Source organism: Candidatus Nitrososphaera gargensis Ga9.2, from assembly GCF_000303155.1.
In the GTDB taxonomy this organism is placed as follows: domain Archaea; phylum Thermoproteota; class Nitrososphaeria; order Nitrososphaerales; family Nitrososphaeraceae; genus Nitrososphaera; species Nitrososphaera gargensis.
This window is the reverse complement of record NC_018719.1, coordinates 338,434-356,714: the sequence shown is the minus strand read 5'-3', so window position 1 is coordinate 356,714 and position 18,281 is coordinate 338,434. Positions and strand designations below refer to the sequence as shown.

At 46.3% G+C, this 18,281-nt stretch carries 26 protein-coding genes and 1 tRNA gene; 10 read left to right on the top strand and 17 right to left on the bottom strand.

The window, feature by feature from the left end; translation table 11 throughout:
* Positions 1-3 precede the first annotated feature (3 nt).
* The 3 genes from NGAR_RS02195 (at position 4) to NGAR_RS02185 (ending at position 1,426) form a co-directional block, all read left to right on the top strand.
* The gene (locus NGAR_RS02195) at positions 4-240 is read left to right on the top strand and encodes a hypothetical protein (RefSeq protein ID WP_148680836.1); all 237 of its coding nucleotides are present in this window, start codon (positions 4-6) and stop codon (positions 238-240) included.
* A gap of 57 nt (positions 241-297) precedes the next feature.
* Positions 298-645 (top strand): hypothetical protein, encoded by a 348-nt coding sequence (locus NGAR_RS17075; RefSeq protein WP_015017971.1) that lies wholly within the window; start codon positions 298-300, stop codon positions 643-645.
* Between the two features lie 70 nt (positions 646-715).
* The gene (locus NGAR_RS02185; protein WP_015017970.1) at positions 716-1,426 is read left to right on the top strand and encodes a hypothetical protein; all 711 of its coding nucleotides are present in this window, start codon (positions 716-718) and stop codon (positions 1,424-1,426) included.
* A 23-nt stretch (positions 1,427-1,449) separates the two neighbouring features.
* Here the strand turns inward: NGAR_RS02185 and NGAR_RS02180 are convergent, their stop codons facing one another.
* Complete coding sequence (locus NGAR_RS02180) at positions 1,450-1,632, bottom strand: hypothetical protein (protein ID WP_015017969.1); 183 nt, start codon at positions 1,630-1,632, stop codon at positions 1,450-1,452.
* A gap of 192 nt (positions 1,633-1,824) precedes the next feature.
* Between NGAR_RS02180 and NGAR_RS02175 the strand changes: the two genes are divergently transcribed.
* Positions 1,825-2,100 carry a hypothetical protein gene (locus tag NGAR_RS02175; RefSeq protein WP_148680835.1) on the top strand — a complete coding sequence of 92 codons (276 nt, stop codon included), beginning with the start codon at positions 1,825-1,827 and terminating at the stop codon, positions 2,098-2,100.
* A gap of 140 nt (positions 2,101-2,240) precedes the next feature.
* On the opposite strand, the gene NGAR_RS02170 is transcribed toward NGAR_RS02175, so the two are convergent.
* Both NGAR_RS02170 and NGAR_RS02165 read right to left on the bottom strand, forming a co-directional pair.
* A complete protein-coding gene (locus NGAR_RS02170) occupies positions 2,241-2,558 on the bottom strand; it encodes an MEDS domain-containing protein (RefSeq protein ID WP_187147620.1) in 318 nt (105 codons plus the stop codon).
* A 51-nt stretch (positions 2,559-2,609) separates the two neighbouring features.
* Entirely contained in the window at positions 2,610-3,395 is a 786-nt protein-coding gene (locus NGAR_RS02165) for an MEDS domain-containing protein (protein ID WP_015017966.1), read from the bottom strand.
* Between the two features lie 373 nt (positions 3,396-3,768).
* Between NGAR_RS02165 and NGAR_RS02160 the strand changes: the two genes are divergently transcribed.
* Both NGAR_RS02160 and NGAR_RS02150 read left to right on the top strand, forming a co-directional pair.
* On the top strand, positions 3,769-4,194 hold the full coding sequence (locus NGAR_RS02160) for a hypothetical protein (RefSeq protein WP_148680833.1): 426 nt from the start codon (positions 3,769-3,771) through the stop codon (positions 4,192-4,194).
* 302 nt (positions 4,195-4,496) lie between these two features.
* Positions 4,497-5,396, top strand: coding sequence for a hypothetical protein (locus NGAR_RS02150; RefSeq protein ID WP_015017963.1), 900 nt, complete (start codon positions 4,497-4,499; stop codon positions 5,394-5,396).
* 374 nt (positions 5,397-5,770) lie between these two features.
* On the opposite strand, the gene NGAR_RS02145 is transcribed toward NGAR_RS02150, so the two are convergent.
* From NGAR_RS02145 to NGAR_RS18215, 11 genes are all read right to left on the bottom strand, one after another.
* On the bottom strand, positions 5,771-6,259 hold the full coding sequence (locus tag NGAR_RS02145; RefSeq protein WP_148680832.1) for a hypothetical protein: 489 nt from the start codon (positions 6,257-6,259) through the stop codon (positions 5,771-5,773).
* A gap of 38 nt (positions 6,260-6,297) precedes the next feature.
* A complete protein-coding gene (locus tag NGAR_RS02140; protein ID WP_015017961.1) occupies positions 6,298-6,537 on the bottom strand; it encodes a hypothetical protein in 240 nt (79 codons plus the stop codon).
* A 13-nt stretch (positions 6,538-6,550) separates the two neighbouring features.
* Entirely contained in the window at positions 6,551-7,222 is a 672-nt protein-coding gene (locus NGAR_RS02135; protein ID WP_015017960.1) for a hypothetical protein, read from the bottom strand.
* Positions 7,223-7,330: 108 nt separating this feature from the next.
* The gene (locus tag NGAR_RS02130) at positions 7,331-7,852 is read right to left on the bottom strand and encodes a hypothetical protein (protein ID WP_015017959.1); all 522 of its coding nucleotides are present in this window, start codon (positions 7,850-7,852) and stop codon (positions 7,331-7,333) included.
* Positions 7,852-8,103 (bottom strand): hypothetical protein, encoded by a 252-nt coding sequence (locus tag NGAR_RS02125; protein ID WP_015017958.1) that lies wholly within the window; start codon positions 8,101-8,103, stop codon positions 7,852-7,854. The genes NGAR_RS02130 and NGAR_RS02125 overlap by 1 nt, the downstream gene beginning before the upstream one ends.
* A gap of 1,096 nt (positions 8,104-9,199) precedes the next feature.
* Entirely contained in the window at positions 9,200-9,508 is a 309-nt protein-coding gene (locus NGAR_RS02120) for an ArsR family transcriptional regulator (RefSeq protein ID WP_148680831.1), read from the bottom strand.
* 23 nt (positions 9,509-9,531) lie between these two features.
* Positions 9,532-10,017 (bottom strand): hypothetical protein, encoded by a 486-nt coding sequence (locus NGAR_RS02115; protein ID WP_148680830.1) that lies wholly within the window; start codon positions 10,015-10,017, stop codon positions 9,532-9,534.
* 860 nt (positions 10,018-10,877) lie between these two features.
* Positions 10,878-10,951 (bottom strand) — tRNA-Thr (locus NGAR_RS02110).
* Between the two features lie 172 nt (positions 10,952-11,123).
* Positions 11,124-11,324: a zinc ribbon domain-containing protein gene (locus NGAR_RS19200; protein ID WP_407637192.1), complete on the bottom strand. Its 201-nt coding sequence runs from the start codon at positions 11,322-11,324 to the stop codon at positions 11,124-11,126.
* A gap of 94 nt (positions 11,325-11,418) precedes the next feature.
* Complete coding sequence (locus NGAR_RS19050; RefSeq protein WP_323444718.1) at positions 11,419-11,568, bottom strand: transposase; 150 nt, start codon at positions 11,566-11,568, stop codon at positions 11,419-11,421.
* A 154-nt stretch (positions 11,569-11,722) separates the two neighbouring features.
* Positions 11,723-12,016 carry a helix-turn-helix domain-containing protein gene (locus NGAR_RS18215; RefSeq protein WP_015017953.1) on the bottom strand — a complete coding sequence of 98 codons (294 nt, stop codon included), beginning with the start codon at positions 12,014-12,016 and terminating at the stop codon, positions 11,723-11,725.
* 101 nt (positions 12,017-12,117) lie between these two features.
* On the opposite strand from NGAR_RS18215, the gene NGAR_RS02100 reads away from it, so the two are divergent.
* From NGAR_RS02100 to NGAR_RS19195, 4 genes are all read left to right on the top strand, one after another.
* Positions 12,118-13,416 (top strand): phosphohexomutase domain-containing protein, encoded by a 1,299-nt coding sequence (locus NGAR_RS02100; RefSeq protein WP_015017952.1) that lies wholly within the window; start codon positions 12,118-12,120, stop codon positions 13,414-13,416.
* Positions 13,400-14,338, top strand: a complete 939-nt coding sequence (gene thiL / locus NGAR_RS02095) for a thiamine-phosphate kinase (protein WP_015017951.1) — start codon at positions 13,400-13,402, stop codon at positions 14,336-14,338. The genes NGAR_RS02100 and thiL overlap by 17 nt, the downstream gene beginning before the upstream one ends.
* A 35-nt stretch (positions 14,339-14,373) precedes the next feature.
* Positions 14,374-14,784 carry a 30S ribosomal protein S11 gene (locus tag NGAR_RS02090; protein ID WP_015017950.1) on the top strand — a complete coding sequence of 137 codons (411 nt, stop codon included), beginning with the start codon at positions 14,374-14,376 and terminating at the stop codon, positions 14,782-14,784.
* A gap of 258 nt (positions 14,785-15,042) precedes the next feature.
* A complete protein-coding gene (locus NGAR_RS19195; RefSeq protein ID WP_015017949.1) occupies positions 15,043-15,375 on the top strand; it encodes a class I SAM-dependent methyltransferase in 333 nt (110 codons plus the stop codon).
* Positions 15,376-15,866: 491 nt separating this feature from the next.
* Here NGAR_RS19195 and NGAR_RS02080 read toward each other — a convergent pair whose 3' ends face one another.
* From NGAR_RS02080 to NGAR_RS02070, 3 genes are read right to left on the bottom strand one after another with little or no spacing between them, the layout of a single operon-like run.
* Positions 15,867-16,205 carry a hypothetical protein gene (locus tag NGAR_RS02080; protein WP_015017946.1) on the bottom strand — a complete coding sequence of 113 codons (339 nt, stop codon included), beginning with the start codon at positions 16,203-16,205 and terminating at the stop codon, positions 15,867-15,869.
* Between the two features lie 3 nt (positions 16,206-16,208).
* Complete coding sequence (locus NGAR_RS02075) at positions 16,209-16,616, bottom strand: DNA-binding protein (RefSeq protein WP_015017945.1); 408 nt, start codon at positions 16,614-16,616, stop codon at positions 16,209-16,211.
* Positions 16,616-18,025, bottom strand: coding sequence for an RtcB family protein (locus tag NGAR_RS02070; protein WP_407637191.1), 1,410 nt, complete (start codon positions 18,023-18,025; stop codon positions 16,616-16,618). The genes NGAR_RS02075 and NGAR_RS02070 overlap by 1 nt, the downstream gene beginning before the upstream one ends.
* Positions 18,026-18,281: the final 256 nt, after the last annotated feature.

Here is an 18,281-nt window from a genome sequence, read left to right as displayed (position 1 = left end):
GCTATGGAAGAAGCAAGCAGGGTAGCCGAGGTGGTCGATAGCCTGCACGACCTCATAGAGAGCAAACAGGTCGGCGCAGACATTGCAATAGTCAGCCTCGTCTCAGCAGCAGGCGAAGTGGCACTGAGCCTTATAGTGGCGCAGCCAGAGCTCAAAGAAGCGTACCTTAAGGTGTTCAACAGCGCAGTCGAACAGGTGAGGAGGCAGTTAAGACATGAGATCAAGGCAAGAAAGATCTAGTCTGTAAGACTTTCTCTCATACAGAACATTATATCCTGCCTCAGGCGACTTTGAGACGTGCTCAGCCTCGGTGTTCTCGATACCGTCGCGTCAAGGCTTGACAGGGGAACCATTGCCACTATACTGGCTATAGTATTCTTCGGCGCGGGGCATATCTACCTCGGTCAAGTCAGGCGCGGCATTGCCATCTTGACTATAGGCATCGGGCTTTTGCTGATTGCATATCCGGGGTTCATAGGCGTCCAGTACATGTCATCATCAGGGATAGACATGCAGACAATCACCAGAAGCACGATTGTCAACATCAGCCTGTTTGCAGTCGGCCTAGGATCAATCGGGTACTGGGTATGGCAGATCATCGACGCAAGAAAGCTAGCAACAAAGCAGCAGATTGCCGAAGCATAAGTAACTTCTGGAAAAATAAAGGGAAATTTGTCGTATATCCCTTATATTTTCAGTATTCACGCCATGAACGATGAAGACAAAACTTGCAATAGCAGCGATCGCGGCTTTGCTCGCGCTATTTGGCGGGATATTCGCCTTGGCAACGCCGGCGCTGGCAAATCTGTACTCTGACACAATGACGTCTTCTTCAGACATGGCAACAGATGACGGCGACAACGACGATTCTAACACAATGACTTCGAGACTCATGGATCACAGCATAATGTCATGGTTCGACAAGGGCAAAAAGTTTGGCATTGTTTCAAGCATACAGAACGAAGATGGCGAGCCGGCATGGGTTGTAGTGGGCCACTGGATGATGACAAACGAAACCGGTAACATCGACTTTTACGCAGGTTTTTATATGACAAGGCTTGACGGCTCGGCGCAGCACACCCACGAGATATACAACTTTAGGCAAGCAGGTGAAAGCTCAACAGAGGGCAATGTGACAATGGTGAGAGGTACATCCACGGTCACTTTGAGAGAGGGGCCGGCGGAAGACGTTGAAACAACGATCACCCTGTCTCAGGGCAACGTGATAGCAATATCTCTGGACCGCGAAGCTGTTGAAGACCACTTTGGGGACACGCCGATTTATGGCATGACAATAACGCCAGAGATAATACACCACATCATGAACGCGACAACCGCATCAAAAATGATGGGTAACTATGGCGGCGGGATGCATAGTGGCAGCAACAACGACGACACCACTATGACTGGGGAAATGTGGAAGTAATATTTTTTTCCACCCTTTTTCTTTCAGTGCTCCACTATTGTTGGTGGCTTGCTCATTCTGGTCAGCACGATCTTGTCCTTGTGGCACTCGATCGTGTGGGCGATTTGCATGCTATCCAGCGCCCCACTGATGTAGTTGACTGCCTGTTTTATTGCTTCAGTTGAAAGATTCTTTTCGTTGATCTTGACAGTGATTTTGTAGGTCACGTTTCATGCCATTGTTGTATTTGATGAATATAAGGAACGCTGCACCTTTGGTGCTATTGTCGATAGAATACTGTTATGTAATTTTTGTCTGCAAAAGAGCTACAAAACCAGAAAGACGACACAGCTGCAGTGTGACATTAACAGGTTTTCGCGAATACTTAATATGGTTACTAGCAGGATCATGGCCGGCCTTTGGTAGATCGTTATCGCCATATTAGAAAAAAGAGGCTGCGGGACCTGAACCACAAGATACACAAGATCCAGCTCAGGATGCACAACAGGAAGGCCAAGCGTGACATACCTAGGCTGCAGGCGGAGCTGAATGCGCTCAACAAGGAGTACAATGAGACAATGAGAAGCAACTTTGAGAGACCTCCAAAGCTTGCCCCTCCAAAACTCTGCCCGGGGTGCAACGTGAGGATTGGAAAGGGTTACCACATCTGCAAGCCCGGCCAGCTGAAAAGATAGATAATGATCAATATTCGCAAGGTAATAATGGCACATCCACGACCCATGAAAGCTGGCAAATATACTATGAAAATGCTTTTCAAGTTGCAATTCTACACCCATCCTATCCTTTCCTATCGTTACGTTGGCGACAGCAGTTCCTACAGCTCTTTTACTATTGGCTTGAACTTGTTTGCAATGTCATTTAGCAAATTCTGAAAAGCGTCCATGTATACCTCTGGGCGGGTCAAGAGATCATTGACTTTTACTATGTGGAGGAGACCCTTCTTCTTGAAATGAATGACATCAATCCCATTGTCAGCTATCTCATTTTCTATAATGTCGATCTCGTCACCTTCATGCAATATGTAGATGCAATGCTCTCCCCTAAAGAGACCATTACGCAAGAATCGAAACTCTATCTCCCTTGCCCGCTCTGGCTCCTCGTAAAAACATCGCAATGTGCTTGTTTGGGCCAAGCAAGTCGAAGTCTTCAACTTGATTGCTAATAATACCCATGCCAAACACCTCTACGTTTTATTGTCGCCCAGCAGAGCGCACCGGATTTCATTCTCTATTTCAGCTAGGACAATTCTGGAAGAAGTGATGCCAAGTGCTTTTTCCAAGGCATTTTTAAAAATTCTCGGTTGTGATATTATTCGCTCTTTCTTTATGCCATATGCAATTTCCAAGGTTTTTAATATAATGTCAGATATGTTTGCACACAATGATTTGTTAATTCCAGCAGCGATAAATGAAATAATTGCGTCAGAGTTCAGTCCCTTATGCTCTGTCCCTTCTGAGGTAATCACATATGCATGAGAAGTAATGACAGATACAAGATGGCTGAATTCTAGTTGCCTGATGTCATTAGACCGATAGCAGCAGATGATCTCTACCGGCACCTTAAATCTCTTGCCAATCTTGTGTTCATATTCCAAGAGTGGTTCAAGTTTTCCTTTTTGGAAAAAGGCAGGACCAGCTGAACCAATTCCTAGCATCCCCTTGAACTTTTGGAAGTCAACTTGAGTTACTATCTTGGAAAACTGATCAAGTAATTTTTGTGGCTCAAGTTCCTTGTTTGGATTGTAGTACAAGTCCCTGTCAATTACCTGAAGAGCGCCAGTTGGTAGGAAGTGGTCAACGTCAACTCCGGAATTTTTAATGTTTTGTATTGCGGTCGCTGTGTTATCCTCTGCAACATATGCCACGGCATAGCCTTTGAGGAGATACTGGTGGATCCTGGAATAAATTGCAGAAAACCCTGAACCGTCTAAGTCAACTATGCATGCTGCATGACAATTTTGCTCTATCAAAATAATTCGGGATAGTTCTCCCGAAGATCACATATAAGTTATTCAAGAAACAAACATTCTACTATATTTTGACGACACATTTTGGCAGTATTTTTTCTAACATTATAAAAAACGCAAAAGCCCTAGATGGGATTCGGATCCATGAGCTAAGGGTTGGGTTCTCGTTCGGTTTCGTAAACCTTAGGTTATGGATCCGAATCCCATCTAGTGCCGGTACTCCTTCTTTCAAAGGGTTTGAAAGTTGGATATTGAAAGAGAGGAGAAAGAAAACATCTGGTCAGCTGATTAATTTTGCCCGGAGATACGGCCACATATTGCAGACACAGAACGCATCTGAGCTTTAACTTTAACTCCTAAGAATAGACAGCATGCCATGAGAGCTCTCTCGAACCTATCCAAATACTACGGATGCTATGACACTTGGAAAGCTATCAAACAACGATATGATTTGAAGTGGACTGTAGGTAGTGACATGGATGTATTCATTTCAATGATGGAGAACAACGGAAATAACTACTCAGCAATGATGCAATGGCTGAAGGCTACTTTTTCAAAGATACCAAATGAGTATGGCAACATTCTCATATATGCCACCCTTGTTGGTCCGAGACCCGACGAAGCCTGCCAGAGTATTAACCTTATTCAGACTGACCTTGATAACTATCTTAAAAAAGACTGGATGACGCTTGAACATTACAAGTATCCTGAGATTTTCATTAGGAGGACAAAGAAAGCGTATATCAGTATCATAAACCAAGAGGTTATTGAACTTGCCAGAAGCTGCAAGAATTGTGGGTAAAATGCTCTACGACTCTATATCACGAAAAGGGATATGGAAATGAAGATGAAAAACTGCAGGAGCATCTTTGCAACTTACTTAAGAACGAAAAGGATAGAGACAGAATTCATCGATTTGTTACAAGGCAGAATCCCAAAGTCGGTTTTTGCAAGACACTACTTCAGGCCAGACTTTAAGGACAACTGCAAAAAAAATTCGAAGGATAATAGCATCACTGCATCACGAGCTAGCTATTCCCTAACATGGCAAAAGATTCAGCATATGCGATAATCTTTTAGAGGTCTCGCGATAAGCCACAATATATGTATGCTAACGCCCTTTTGAACGCTTTTACTATTATCGCATTCTTTTTACTTGTAAACCAACCAGGGAAGCACATTTATGCACAAGAAAATGTGAACGAAACTGGTACAAGCATTCCTTCAAATCAGAATCTGCCGAATACAGAAGCTAGTGTAGCCAGCATGCAAGTTCAGTGGATTCAATTATCACTTCAGTTTGTCATAGGAGGTCTAGTTGCGGGATTTGCGCTTTATTTTGCCAATAGACTTCTTGATCATTATAGAAGGCCAATTCTAAGGATTGCCAAGGACAAATCCCCAGTTCTAAGGGCGTTTCATAGCGAGGTCTACAGTGTCAGCAGCCCGTTATTGGGTGCAATTCCTTCCATTAAGACAAAGTATCTCGTTGAATATGTTGCAAATAGAATAATAGTTAGGAACGACGGAAGGAACGCCGCAGAGAATTGTAAAGCTGTCCTAAGAATCGACGGGAATGAGGAAAAGGTGGCTTGGATTAGCCCAACCTCCGGCCACACAATGACGATAAACGCAAACTCGGTAGAATATGTTGACCTATGTGCAATACTCAAGGGTGATCAAGCTCAAATAGTTAATGATATTCGCACAGAGGTATCAAAGCTGCCAACAAGTGGCACAAACAGTTACACCAAACAAACTGAGGTATATGAGGATTCCATTAAAGCTCGAACCGAAGTAAAAAAGCATTATCAATCCCCGGATGCGCTGCCGAGAGTTATTGCTCCCACAGAGGATGGCTGGCAGCAGCCTCCTCACAGGAACAGAATATTGGCTCCAACCAAAGCTCAAATTGTAATCACTGCAAAAAATGCTGAACCTTGTGTGGTAGATATAGAAATATTGGCTCAGCCTGTGGATGGGCGCGCAATCAAGTTTATCTAGTACAAACGGCATTTTTTCATTACACTGATCTAGATACTGAATTGCTCTGAATATTACCTTCTCCCCCTAAGGGAGTAAAAAATTAGTTCTTTTATATAAGTAGACAAATGTCGAATATACTATCGGACTAAATTTTGTTAGGCCAATTAGTTCCTTTAAGCAGGTTGCCGTATTATCTTTGTTGCAATGTCTCCATACGACATATGCAACAATACAAGCTGCTACCATATGAGGATGGAGCATCCTCAGAATGGTAGATGCAGCAGACTTTTGCCTAACGGCCGCACTTGTGAATGCAAGACGTTCATGCAACAGTAGCGCAACTTAGGCAACCCCTTCTTTTTTTACAAAATCACGAATGCTTGTGCAACCGTTCATTCCCTATAATGTGGAACTATGTCAAATATTCCAGGTACTTTCTCGTATATGCCGCCATGATCATACAAGTCCTTCCACCACCTGTAAAACGAGTCCCGAGACATTTCATTCTTGAGAGCCTCGTACATCTGTTCGCGTGTGGCAGGGCCATGATGGTAAATGTAGCCGGCAATTCTACGCTGCTCGGGTGCAGTTCCCGAAAAGTCTAGTTTACCGTCTCCCGGAAATGCATCTTGCCATATCGCTAGAGTATTGTCCATGTTGCGGTCGTAGATTGAGAGTGCATTCTCGATAGTCTGTCTTGTTACTTCAACCTGCGAATTAGACCTGCCATCGGATAGTCCAAGGTGCAGCAGCGACAATGGCTTTCCATGAATATCAAGGTCTAAAATTCCACCCCTTCCAAGCTCGGCTCTAAATTGTGGATACTTGTATGAAATTTCAGTTATTTTCTCCTGCAGATAACCAAGACTAGATTCGTACAACGATGCCGGCAGGCTAACCGGAACTAGATGTGTCGCTATTATGAATTTTGGAACGTCAGGGGATGGATCATACACTGCTCGCCTTTTTCAAGTGTGTTTGCAGCAACTATGGGAACATCGGCCATGGCGGCGGGCGGGTCTCGTAGCGATTTTGGCTTTGAATAGTCACTTTCTAGCGAGATCATGACCTCGTCTGGTACTGAAAAGTCTGATGGTCTGCACAAGAGTGTCAATGCGTCTTTTGATAGTTCCCTGTCTGCATCAAAGGATTTGTACATCCAAGGGAAAGGATCAAGCCTTATGCTGTGACCTATCTGCTCTACTGAAAGATGGTAAAGCCTGTTGGCGGAGGAACTCTTTTGGCAAGAATCTCTTCAGGTATGCTAATAGTACCCTTGAAGTAGCCTTTGATTCGTTGTAGACTGATAAAGTCAGCCCGCCAAGCCTGTCCAGTGTTTTTGGCGAGCTTATAATGCTATGAGCTACCAAGTCTTGGACTTCTGGATACACGTCTGCTAAACCCTCAAACAATATTTCACGAAAATCATGGTAAGTACTATCTGGCCTGATACTCCCAAGATCAGGCCTCGTTACCTTGTAGTGGTCAACTGTGAAAATGGGCGAAGCTGATGGCTCTACGCCTCTAGCAACCTTGTACCCCCATTTGCCCTTTGTTACTACAAAGGCTCTATCTGGCGGAATCTCTAAATTAATCCAATCCGGTATTTCGCAAAAAACAGATGGCTCAGGGCTTGTCAGTGTTGGTACGATCAGAAATGCCTTGTTGCGGCGCAGCCAGACAACATAGCCAGATACTTCGGACAACTTGTGGGTTTTGGCTTGATACACTTCCTGCATCCTTCTGTTTTCAAACTTGGTGTATTCTAGGCCAAATTCCCGCTCAAAGAAGCGTATATGCGCGTACTGAAAGCGCGCACGCGTATGCGGGAAGGCAAAGAACATTGGGTTGCTATTACCTCACAGATTTCATGCATTACGCTAACTAATATATCAGCTTTTAACAGCTTTTGTTAAGCTGCAAGTTAGCTCCTAACCAGTACTCCGACGCTATCATGATAACCTTCTATACATCCAAATTTTTCCTTCAAGATTCACTCTCTTTGTTTGGTGGAACATGCATTTCTTTTCATAATATGTTGACTTGGCTTTGACTGTCTGCAAAACAATGTACCTGCAGGCTATTCTCTTGCCTATCTCTTGCGCCAGACCAATACAGAACTGGCAAATCCAGTAACCTATGTCTCTGCCTCTTTCTTTTTTGTGAACACCCATTCTTCCAAGCAATACAGCGGGGTATGAGACAATTGGCACTTCTTTTACATGCTCATCGTCAAATAGTTGCCTATATCCTATTGCAAACATAGAAGTTGTAAAATATGCTACGATTACAGACTCGTATCTGACTGTCCAAATGCTTGCCAACTTGTTTGGCAGATAGTCTTGGACTCTATTCTTGATAAAATCGTCAATTCCTAATGGATCTGTGCCGTCATCTTCGGTAAAATCAAGGGCAGAAAAGTTATCACTAGTTGAGAATAGGTCAAAGGATAATTTCTCAGGATCTACCTTCATTAGACTCTGCAGTGTTTCTTGTAAAAGTCGTGGGCCTTCTTAAGTGATGCCTTTTCCTCCAGCGTCAATACTCTAGAATTATATTTCTGGAACTCTTCAGCATCCTTGCCCTCCAATACTGGAACCTTCATCTCTGGAGTAGTGGACATTTCCTTTATCCAGATATAGTTTCTGGAAACTACTATTATAAGGTTTGCGCAACCTTCAACCAGTTGACAGTGGTTTTCCGCCAAGTTTCCAACTTTTGACACTCAGTTTCCACAGGTTTGCCACGAGTTGCAGCTAAATTTCAATTATGGATGGCGTTTTTCGCAAGTTCAGTTTGTGGTTATATCTATTTTCCGCAGGTTGATAGATAGTTGCAGCAGGTTTTCCAAAAGTTTCCAAACAGTTTACACCAAGTTGCAGCCGGTTTCCATCATTTTTACTGTCTGAATGGTGTTTTTTATGATCAGTTGAGGTTTGTAAAAGTGTTCTTTAAACTTCCAGCAACCAGATTGCACTAACCTCAATGTCTCAGAAGGTTCGGCATGCTGTCAGTCAAACCAGTCTTGCGGGTAAGATCCTAACTAACTGACTGACCGACTGAACATGATCTTAACCTTTTGATAGTTAGTTAGGTTCCCGGACAGACAAACAACGGACAAAAAACTATCATTTTTGTCCTTCTGTCTGTTCGTTCGCCCCTAAAACCAGTTTGATGGTTTTGAGCTTAATCATTCCCATTAAAAATGGGATGAATAAGCTCAAAACTAACCTAGTATTTTCTGACAGAATAACGAAGGAACAAACGCGCAGTACTAAGGAAATTGTACGTTCTGTTACATGTAACAATAGTCTTCTACATAACTACCAAGCTCTCAGGTTTGAAAGAATAAAAGGCCTCTAGACGCCCATTCATATTGGCAGTCAGCGCAGGTAGGGGCATAAGCAAATAATGTTTCCATCCTGATAAGTCCGTGAAAAAAAGAAAAAAGTTGAGGCCCTCTTATTGTAAGAGGGCCATCAAATGAAGCATTATCTCTAGTGTTGCTAGAGATAGCCTACACTGCACTGTCTTTCTTCTTTCCTACGGTACTGCTTGGCGTATCAAAACCACGGTGGCCTTGACGGCCAGCAGTCTGAGTGCTTCGGATATTATTTGATCCTCGGTCACTCAACAAAATTATGGAAAAATAGGATCTCCAAGAATTAGGCTTGTTTTGGCAAAAGGAGCAATATTCTAGCTTTTTGCTTTTTGGCAAAAGTGCGGCGGGAACAAGCTTTGTAATTGGTTTACCTTTAAACCATTTAGTTTGACCTGATTTTTGCACAGAATAGGCAGTCTGTCTCTAGGAATTCGGACAACTATTCATTCTGTTTGGTATTCAATGCTGACTGCAAGCCTCTAACTATATCCTTTCCCCACGGACTAAGATCGAATGATAGAATCCCTGTGTTGCCTTCGAGTGAACGGCCAACCTCGTATCTATCTACAAGTCCAACTCCAATCAGTTCTTTCAGCTGGAAGTTGAGCGTTTTTGCGTGTACTGCTCCTGATCCATCGAGAAGTTCTTGCCAGGTAACCTTGCCTCTGTCTGCAAGCAATTCAACTATCTTCCAGTTTACATCATCACCCAGTAGTTGAATTGCCTTCTTTAGCTTTTCAGGGAACATATAGCTTTCAAGCACCCGCTCCTCTATGAAATTGAAAACGACTTTGCTTCGATAGTATTACGGATAATTACTATCTGCTGGTCTGTAAGGTTCGATGGTAGGTAGGCATTCCTATACGAAAATCTGAGCATAGAAGTACCATCTACCCTTATCATCAGATTGTCGAACTCAAACACGTCGAGCAGTCCTAGTGTGTGCCCAAGTTCATGTGCAAGTGTCCATGAGATAAAATCGATACTTTCCAATTCACTCAGAAAAGCGATTGAAATATTTCCCTCAATTATCGCTAGATCTTCGATCCCATTGGAAAATGATCTTAGAAATACAACATCTATTATGCCATCTTCGAATCTATCAGCAAGTACAGCCTTGCCGAATTGCTTGAGCGCAGTGTTGTTAAAGCTGTCAAGACTGTTTAGTACTTCATCGGGCACTTCTTTATAATCAAGTGACCGCACTACGAATGTCACACCGGCCTTATGCCAAACCCTGTTGGCATTGTCAACCATGATCCGAAATTCCGGCTCAGAGTTGGCACTTTTTGTGTCGGGCTATTGACTATCATTATGTCTATTGGGACACTGTAGCCCTGATTAAGTGCATGAGCCGGTTGCAGACCGTCAGCATAGTATGCCGATCCATAAGGTTTCAACAATAGAAAGGGATTGATCTGCACTAACATGACTGAGACAATGATGGGAACGACTACTATGAGTAAAAAGCTCCTAAACCTGATGCGTCTTGACGCTTCCCTTTCACTCAATAATAGTAATTGCTGGTTGTTCCATAATATACATTTAGTAGCCTTATCAAGCGCTATTCCGGACTAGAGTTATTTACTTCCCCTTCGTTCCTTTATTTCGCCTCGGGTATTTCGAAGCTTTTTTCTCTTTTTTGTTTTTCGTGGTGATTTACCTGTCATTCATTATCCTTTGGTTTATCCTTTCTTTTTGCTTCCTTGAACACTATTTAGAAAGCTCGGCTTGGACAAGCTGAACCCTCCATAAACTTTAGTGGCTCACAATCTACCTCCTCAAAAGCTAAATACGACTATACAGGCTCTTGAGCTTATGAAAAAAAGCTCGCCAGCTTTTCTTACAAGGACAGAGATAGATTGGCTGCTTGGCAAGAAGCAGGTTTCAAAGGCTTATGAATATCGGATAAAGAGCGACATAAAGAAAAAGCTGCAGACATTCCAGAATCTGGAGCTGCCTTTGCTTGCAAAGTTAGGATATGATTGTTCAACCTTTGGTCTGAGCGCTAATCCTCAGAATCTGAGGACGAATCCTCAGCCGCAGCCCACCCTGGTAGCGAAGCTGGCAGAGGGAAGGTTGAGTAAACCGCTTCATGAGACAGTAGAGAATACAGAAGCCCTAGATGGGATTCGGACCCATGACCTAAGGTTTACGAAACCTTCGCTCTGCCAGGCTGAGCTACTAGGGCAAAACATACGCAACTTCTGGCGTTCGTTATTTAATGCTTAGCGCCAAAGTGGACTACCCACGTCTTAAGACAGTGGCTTCTTACTTCATAAAAGCAAACTTGCTTATCCTTTGTCGGACAAGTATTGGCTGCTTCTCAGCATGGGCTCGTTCCAAGCCCAATTTCAGTATGTTCAAAGCTGCATTGTAGTCTCTATTGTTAGCCCGCAGCTTGGACATTGATGTGTGTGTACAGACAGGTCTTTCTCAACCACAAATCTGCATCTGGAGCATTTCTGCGAAGTTCCATTTGGATTGACAACAATTGCCTGTCGACCGCGCTTTTCTACCTTGTAGGCAGTGTATATTCGCGCAGCTTTTTCCCCAAGTGGCATATATCCATTATTGCTTGTGCTAGAGAGAGAATGATGGCTCTTGACCATGTTGTAGCGATATTCAGCTTCTCAAGTACACCAAAAAGTGTAGCCTTCATCTGCCACCATTTTTTGATGTCTTGTGCACAAAATCATCCCTGTGTCTTCCTACTTGTCGCCATGCTTTTGATAGTTGAATCCTTGCTTTCTCTCGGTTCTTAGAACCCTTCTTTTTCCTTACAAGATTTCGTTGGAGCTTCCTGATCTTCTTCGCATGAGCTCTGACATTTAGTGTATTTTGCCGTCGCTGAGTGTCAACCAGTTCGACAAGACGGTTTCTGTTGATTTTGAAGCCGCCATATACTGTGGATACGTGAAAGAATTATACTTCTCGCTTCGTTTGAATCTCGGATATTTCATTATATTTTTGAAAAATGCAGGATACGCCTTATCAAGCCTCGACAATACATCCTGTAAGACTTGACTGTGCACTTGTAGTATTTGTTATCATGCTTCCTTAATGGCAAAATGTACGTCTGCTCCCAATATCCAATGCCCCAACCTGCACTCCTTTCTCCAAGCGAGTTATTGTAGAGATGTCTGCATGTTTCAATGGTGTCATTCAAGATTTTGACTTGATGCTCTGTAGGGTTAGCCTGAATTTGTAGCACCTTATCATGCGGTTTCCTCAGAAGACCTGCCTTTTGGTACATGGTAAGTAACTAAAATATCTGACGCTTGCTTTCATCCCACGGTTAAAGCATTAGGTTTTCCCACACGCTAAAATAAATACCAGCGAGATCAGTTTTTCGTTGTGAAGATATCGATCTCGGGCGTCAGAGGGGTTTACGGGCAGGACCTCAACCTGCATGAAGTGAGCATATTCGCAAGCCAATTCGCCAGTGTAATAAAATCTGGCAAGTGTGTGGTCGCAAGAGATACCCGCCCGTCTGGCATGATAATCGCCCAGACTGTTGTGGCAGGCTTGATGGCAGGAGGCGTCGATGTTTACAATCTGGGCGTTGCTCCCACACCGGCGGCGTTTCGGGAGGCGCGCAGGTTCGGCGCAGGTGTGATAATAACGGCATCTCACAACCCGCTAGAATGGAACGGATTAAAGTTCATAATCGAGGGCAGGGGACTTTTTGAGCGCGAGCTTGCCAAGATGTTAAAGTCGGTAGGCGGCTGCGAAGGCAAGTTTGGGAGCGAGTTTCGGATCTCTTCGCGTTATGTGGACGAAGTGGCAGACGTTGCAAAAGGCGGCGCGAAGGTTAAGGTCGGAATCGATCCCGGCGGCGGAGCCGCATGTGGCTATGGCGAAAGACTGTTCAAAAAGCTGGGCCACCAGTACCACAGCATTAACGGCGTCGCAGGCGTGTCGTCAAGGGGCCCCGATCCTACCGCGGACGAGCTTGCGGATCTGCGCGCACTTGTAACTGCAAACAAGCTAGACCACGGCTTTGCGCTCGATCTTGATGCCGACAGGCTTGTAGTGGTCAACAATATGGGAGAAAAATTAAACCCGGACGCGACCCTGCTTCTGTGCGTGGCTAGGTCACTTGAGATGGGCATGAAAAAGTTTGTGACCAGCATAGACACCAGCGTCGCAATAGAAAAGTACGTCCGTGACCATAAAGGCAAAATATCATACTCCAAGGTGGGCGAGGCGAACGTTGTCAGCAAGATGCTTGAGGTAGACGCGGAGGCCGGGGGCGAGGGAAGTAGCGCAGGTTTTATCATGCCCAAGTTCAACATGTGCCGCGACGGGCTCTTGGCAGCTGCCACGATTTCGACCCTTGACAAAAAGACGATAGATTCATGCTTGAAATTTGCTTCGCAGTTTGTGCAGATAAGGTCAAAGATAACGGCCGAGTCTGCGTTTCACAAAAAAGTGATTGAAAAGCTGCCCGATATTTTCAAGCGCGACGCGTCTTCTATAATGACCGAAGACGGCGTCAAGGCGATAATAGACGATGACTCGTGGGTGCTGGTCAGGCCATCAAACACCGAGCACGCGATCAGAGTCTCTGTCGAGTCCAGAGCCGGCAAGGCGCAGGCACTCTTCAAGGATGCAAGCGAAAAGGTCCAGGCAGCATATGACCAAGTTAGATGAAAAAGAGATCATCAGGATCTTTGCGGACAAGCTTGGCATAGCCGACCTTGACGATGTCGTGCTGCTTGGCAAGGGTGTCGTTTTCAAAACAGACATGCTGGTCGCAAGCACCGACGTGCCAGATAGCATGGAGGCATGGCAGATTGCCAGAAAGAGTATTGTCTCATGCGTCAGCGACCTTGCTGCCAAGGGCGTCAGGCCACATGCAGCAATGATATCGCTTGGCTTGCCAGAGAACCGCACCCGGCCGTACGTCGAGGGGCTTGCGGAAGGCTTTGCAATTGCTTCAAAGGAATTTGGAGTCAAGATAGTGGGCGGCGACACAAACAAGGCTAACGAGCTTGTCATTGACTGCAGCATGGTAGGCTTTGCCAGCAGCGGCAAGATCCCGACAAGGAAGGGAGCTGGACCGGGCGACTTTGTGGTAGTATCCGGCATGTTTGGCCTGCCGCCCGCCGGCCTTGCAATCCTGATGCAGAACACAGTGGCCACAGGGGCATTCAAAAAGCAGGCGGCCGAGTCTGTGCTTGTGCCAAAGCCCAGGCAGCGCTTTGGTCTGGCATTGGCAAAATATTTTTCATCATCTATTGATTCAAGCGATGGCCTTGCTATATCGCTCTACGAGCTGGCAAGCCAGAGCAGAGTCAACATTGCAATTGAAAATGTGCCGGCCGCAGAAGGGGTGGAGAAGTTTGCTCAAGAAAACGGTCTTGATGCGCACGAGCTGGTGTTTCACGGGGGCGAAGAGTACGAGATCGTGGCGACGATCCCGAGATCGAAGCTAAAGCAGGCGATGGCCGCCGCAAGGAAAGCAGGAACTGCCCTGCATGTCATAGGCAGGGTCCAAAGAGGGGCCGGCGACGTCTTTGTCGGAAAGAGGTTACTTGAGAACAGAGGCTATGTGCACTTTCGCATGCGATAACGTTTTTAACCCTCTAAAGGGGCGAATGTAAGTGCATGTCTGAAACTACCGACGAGATTACCCAGACAAAGTGGGGAGTAGCCCACATCTTTAGCAGTTACAATAATACGCTTGTCCACATCACCGACCTGAGCGGGAGCGAAACGATTTCATTCAGCTCCGGCGGGCGCCACGTTACCGCTGACAGGTATGAATCATCGCCTTATGCGGCCATGAAGTCGGCTGTTGCGGCAGCCGAAGTTGCCAAGGCAAAGGGCATCAATGCGCTCCACATCCGAGTAAGAGCCGTTGGTGGCGTGGGCCCGAGAATCCCCGGCCCAGGCGCGCAGGCAGCCATCAGGGCACTTGCAAGGGCGGGCTTCCGCATCGGCAGGATTGACGACGTGACTCCGATACCACACGACACTACAAGAAAACCGGGCGGCAGAAGGGGACGCAGAGTCTAGATCAATTTTCAATTCCTTGATCTAGAAACGGACAATAATATGGGACGGCGATCATACGTCCCAAATCCTATCCTGCAGCATACACCGAGTTTTCCTTTATTTCCAGACGTTTATTCAAGTTTTATTAAATCTGGCTGCCCATTAGCATTGCAGCCAGAAATGAAAGATGAAGAAAGAATAGACGATCTTTGGCAATAACGATTCTATTTGGACTAGATATGGCGCGAAGGAAACGCGCCCGAAGCCTATGAACGCCATTTGGTTCCTACATTCTTTGAGCCCTTTGCTAGAGACTTGATACAACTATCGAACCTTGAACAAACCAGTGGCAGCATACTCGATGTAGCCTGTGGAACAGGCATTTTATCATACCTTGTCGCAGACAGTCATAATATTATTGTGAGAAGAGTTGTTGTAGGGATCCATGTCAATCCTTCGATGCTTAGAATGGCACGCCATTCTTACTCTAGAAAAAGTATAGAATGGATAGAGGGGTCTGCTATTTCGCTACCATTCCCTGATGATGAGTCCTTTATTCTAGTAATGTGCCAACAGGGATTGCAGTTCTTTCCCGTAGGCTTCAGACACTAAAGGAAATGAACCGTGTGCTTGTTAGTGCAGATAATAATAGAGTTGGCAACAGTGGCGGCAGATTGGCATGAATGTGTGGGCGTCGATCAAAGATAGTCCCAGTTTTGATATATTGGGGCAGTTGTTGCAGCACGGATTTGGTCAGGAAGTGGCAATGATAGTGCGCATGCCATATTTGCTTTCAGATCCTTCAGAACTGTTTTCCCTTGTCAAAACCAGCGGATTTGGCGAGATTGTGATGAAGGAGGTGTGACTAAGACAACATCATTCTCATCAGTCCAAGAGTTTATCCTTGCATTTACATGAGGATCGATGTTGGCCAGCTATTTTCCAGGGTCAGCGAGATTGAATACAAGAAATTGTTCAACAACGCTGAACGAGAATTATCTCCTTTTGTCAGTCAAGATAGCGGCAGAATATCGTTTCCCCTCAAGTCCCGGTTTGTTCTTGCTAGAAAGGATTGATAGAAGTATCTTTAACAATCGAAAATTCTAAAATGATTTCATTTCCGGCGCCATTTTTATCTGGGCGCCGCAGCCCCTGTTTTTCAGTTCTTTTTGCAGCCACGCAATGAACTTGTCCTCGAACTTCTTACCCTTTGAGGCGTTGATATCGTAGGCGTACGCTGTGTATATCTTTTCCACGAACTGGCCGGCGAGAAACATCTTGGCAAACGACCAGCCTGCGCTCTGGACTGGGGGGTCAAGCGCAAACGCGTTTTCCAGCTGGATTGTTTTCTGCCAGCCTGACAAAAGGTCGACAGCTATCTTGCCGTCCGGCTCAAACTCGGTTGTTTGAAAATCTATAATAAAGGTGCCTATTACTGCCAAATTTCAATCATCATCATTCTGCTGCTTTAGCTTGTCAGAGAACGAGATGAGCTTGCCCTTGTCCTCAACTCTGATGGTAGTGTTGACCCTCACGTTCAGACCTACTGACCTGAAAAGCGCCAAGAGCTCGCCACCAGATATCTTGCTTGTTATTTCGCCTGACAGCATGAGCTCTGCGATTCTTGTAACTATCGCCTCTGTCTGCGCGGGGTACTGCGCGTATGCCAAATCGAGCACTTCATCGCCCCTGTCGTACAGGTAGCCAGACACCACTTCGCGGGCAGACTTCTTTTTCTTTGGCTGGCCGACAGTTGATTTTGACTTCTCAAGCGCCGCGGCTTTTTCACGCAGCTCTTTGAGCTTGCGCGCCTTGATCATCTCGATGTCAGGATCTTCTTCAGCGGCAGACATTAGCCCTTTATCACTCCTATCGGCACGAGCCTCACGACCTTGGTAGCTATGCCAAGCGAGTGCGATACGTTGGCGACAGCGTCAACGTCCTTGTACGCATCGGGCGTCTCTTCGACCACACCTTCCCTTGTCAGCGCCTTGACATAGATGCCCTTTGATTCTAGCCCGCTCTTTACTCCTTCTGCAGTGTAGCTGCGCTTTGCCGCAGACCTTGACATAGTCCTGCCGGCTCCGTGCGCGGTAGAGCCAAAGCTAAGGTCAAGCGACTTTTTGTTTCCAAGCAAGATCCAGCTGGCGGTTCCCATCGAGCCGGGGATTATAACAGGCTGGCCTATTCCTCGGTATTTGCCCGGCACCTGCTCCATGCCTGCAGGGAACGCCCTTGTCGCGCCTTTTCTATGCACCACCACGTCTCGGGTGCCTTCGCCGTCCACCTTGTAGCGCTCTACCTTGGCGATGTTGTGGGCAACATCGTAAACGAGATCCATGTCAAGGCCGCCCTCGCCGGCTTTAAAGACGCGCTCGAATGTCTTACGGGTCCAGTGGGTGATCATTTGCCTGTTTGCCCACGCAAAGTTAAGAGCAGAGTACATTGCTTTGCGGTAGTCCTCGCCCTCTTTCGAGTTGTTTGGGACGCACGCTAGCTCCCTGTCTGCAAGGGTCAGTCCGTATTTGCGCAGTGCAGATTCAGAAACGCGCAGGTAATCTGTGCATATCTGGTGTCCAAAGCCGCGCGAGCCGCAGTGTATGAGCACGGTCAGCTGTCCAACTTGATCAAGTCCCATCGCCTTGGCCGCTCGCTCGTCGAAGATCTTGTCCACCTTTTGCACTTCGAGAAAGTGGTTGCCAGAGCCCAGGGACCCTAACTGGGGCGCTCCCCTCTTTCTTGCAGTGTCTGAAACGCTTGCAGGATCTGCGCCGGCCATCATGCCGCTCTCTTCGCATACCTCGGCATCGTCCTCTGTCCCGTAGCCATGCCGGACAGCCCATCTTACGCCTTCAACTAGAAGCTCGTCCAGCTCGGCTTTCGTCAGGCGGACTGCGCCTTCGCTCCCCACACCGGAGGGGATTGACTTGAAAAGCTCGTTAACGAGATCTTTTAGCCGCGGCCGGAGATCGCTTTCTGTCAGGTTGGTCCTGACAAGCCTGACGCCGCAGTTGATGTCATAGCCTACGCCGCCGGGGCTTATGACTCCTTCCTCGATGTCAGTCGCGGCCACCCCGCCTACAGGAAAGCCGTAGCCTTCGTGGCCGTCTGGCAGCACGACTACATGCTTTTTAACGCCGGGCAGCGTTGCGACGTTTGCCGCCTGGTCGATTGTCCTGTCAGTTACCATTTTTGATATCAACAAGTCGTTTGCATAGATCGTGACTGGGACCTTCATGCCCCTGTCAGGGTTTGGGTCGATGCGGTACTCTAGATCGCTTACCTTCCTGACCCGGTGGTTGCCGCTCCTTGTGACAAGCTCGCTCAATTCTGTTGCTGCTATGTTCTCTAAAGTAATTATAAGCCTTGCTTGGCGTCGTAGCAGTCTGCGAACCTGTCGCTGGCATCGTGCTTGTAGAAGCTGGCAGCCGGCTAGTCAGTTTATCCCCTTGCAAATATGATAGGCGTCAGGTAGTCGTGGGCATATTCATGGCATTTCCGACATAGTGGGGCTAGAA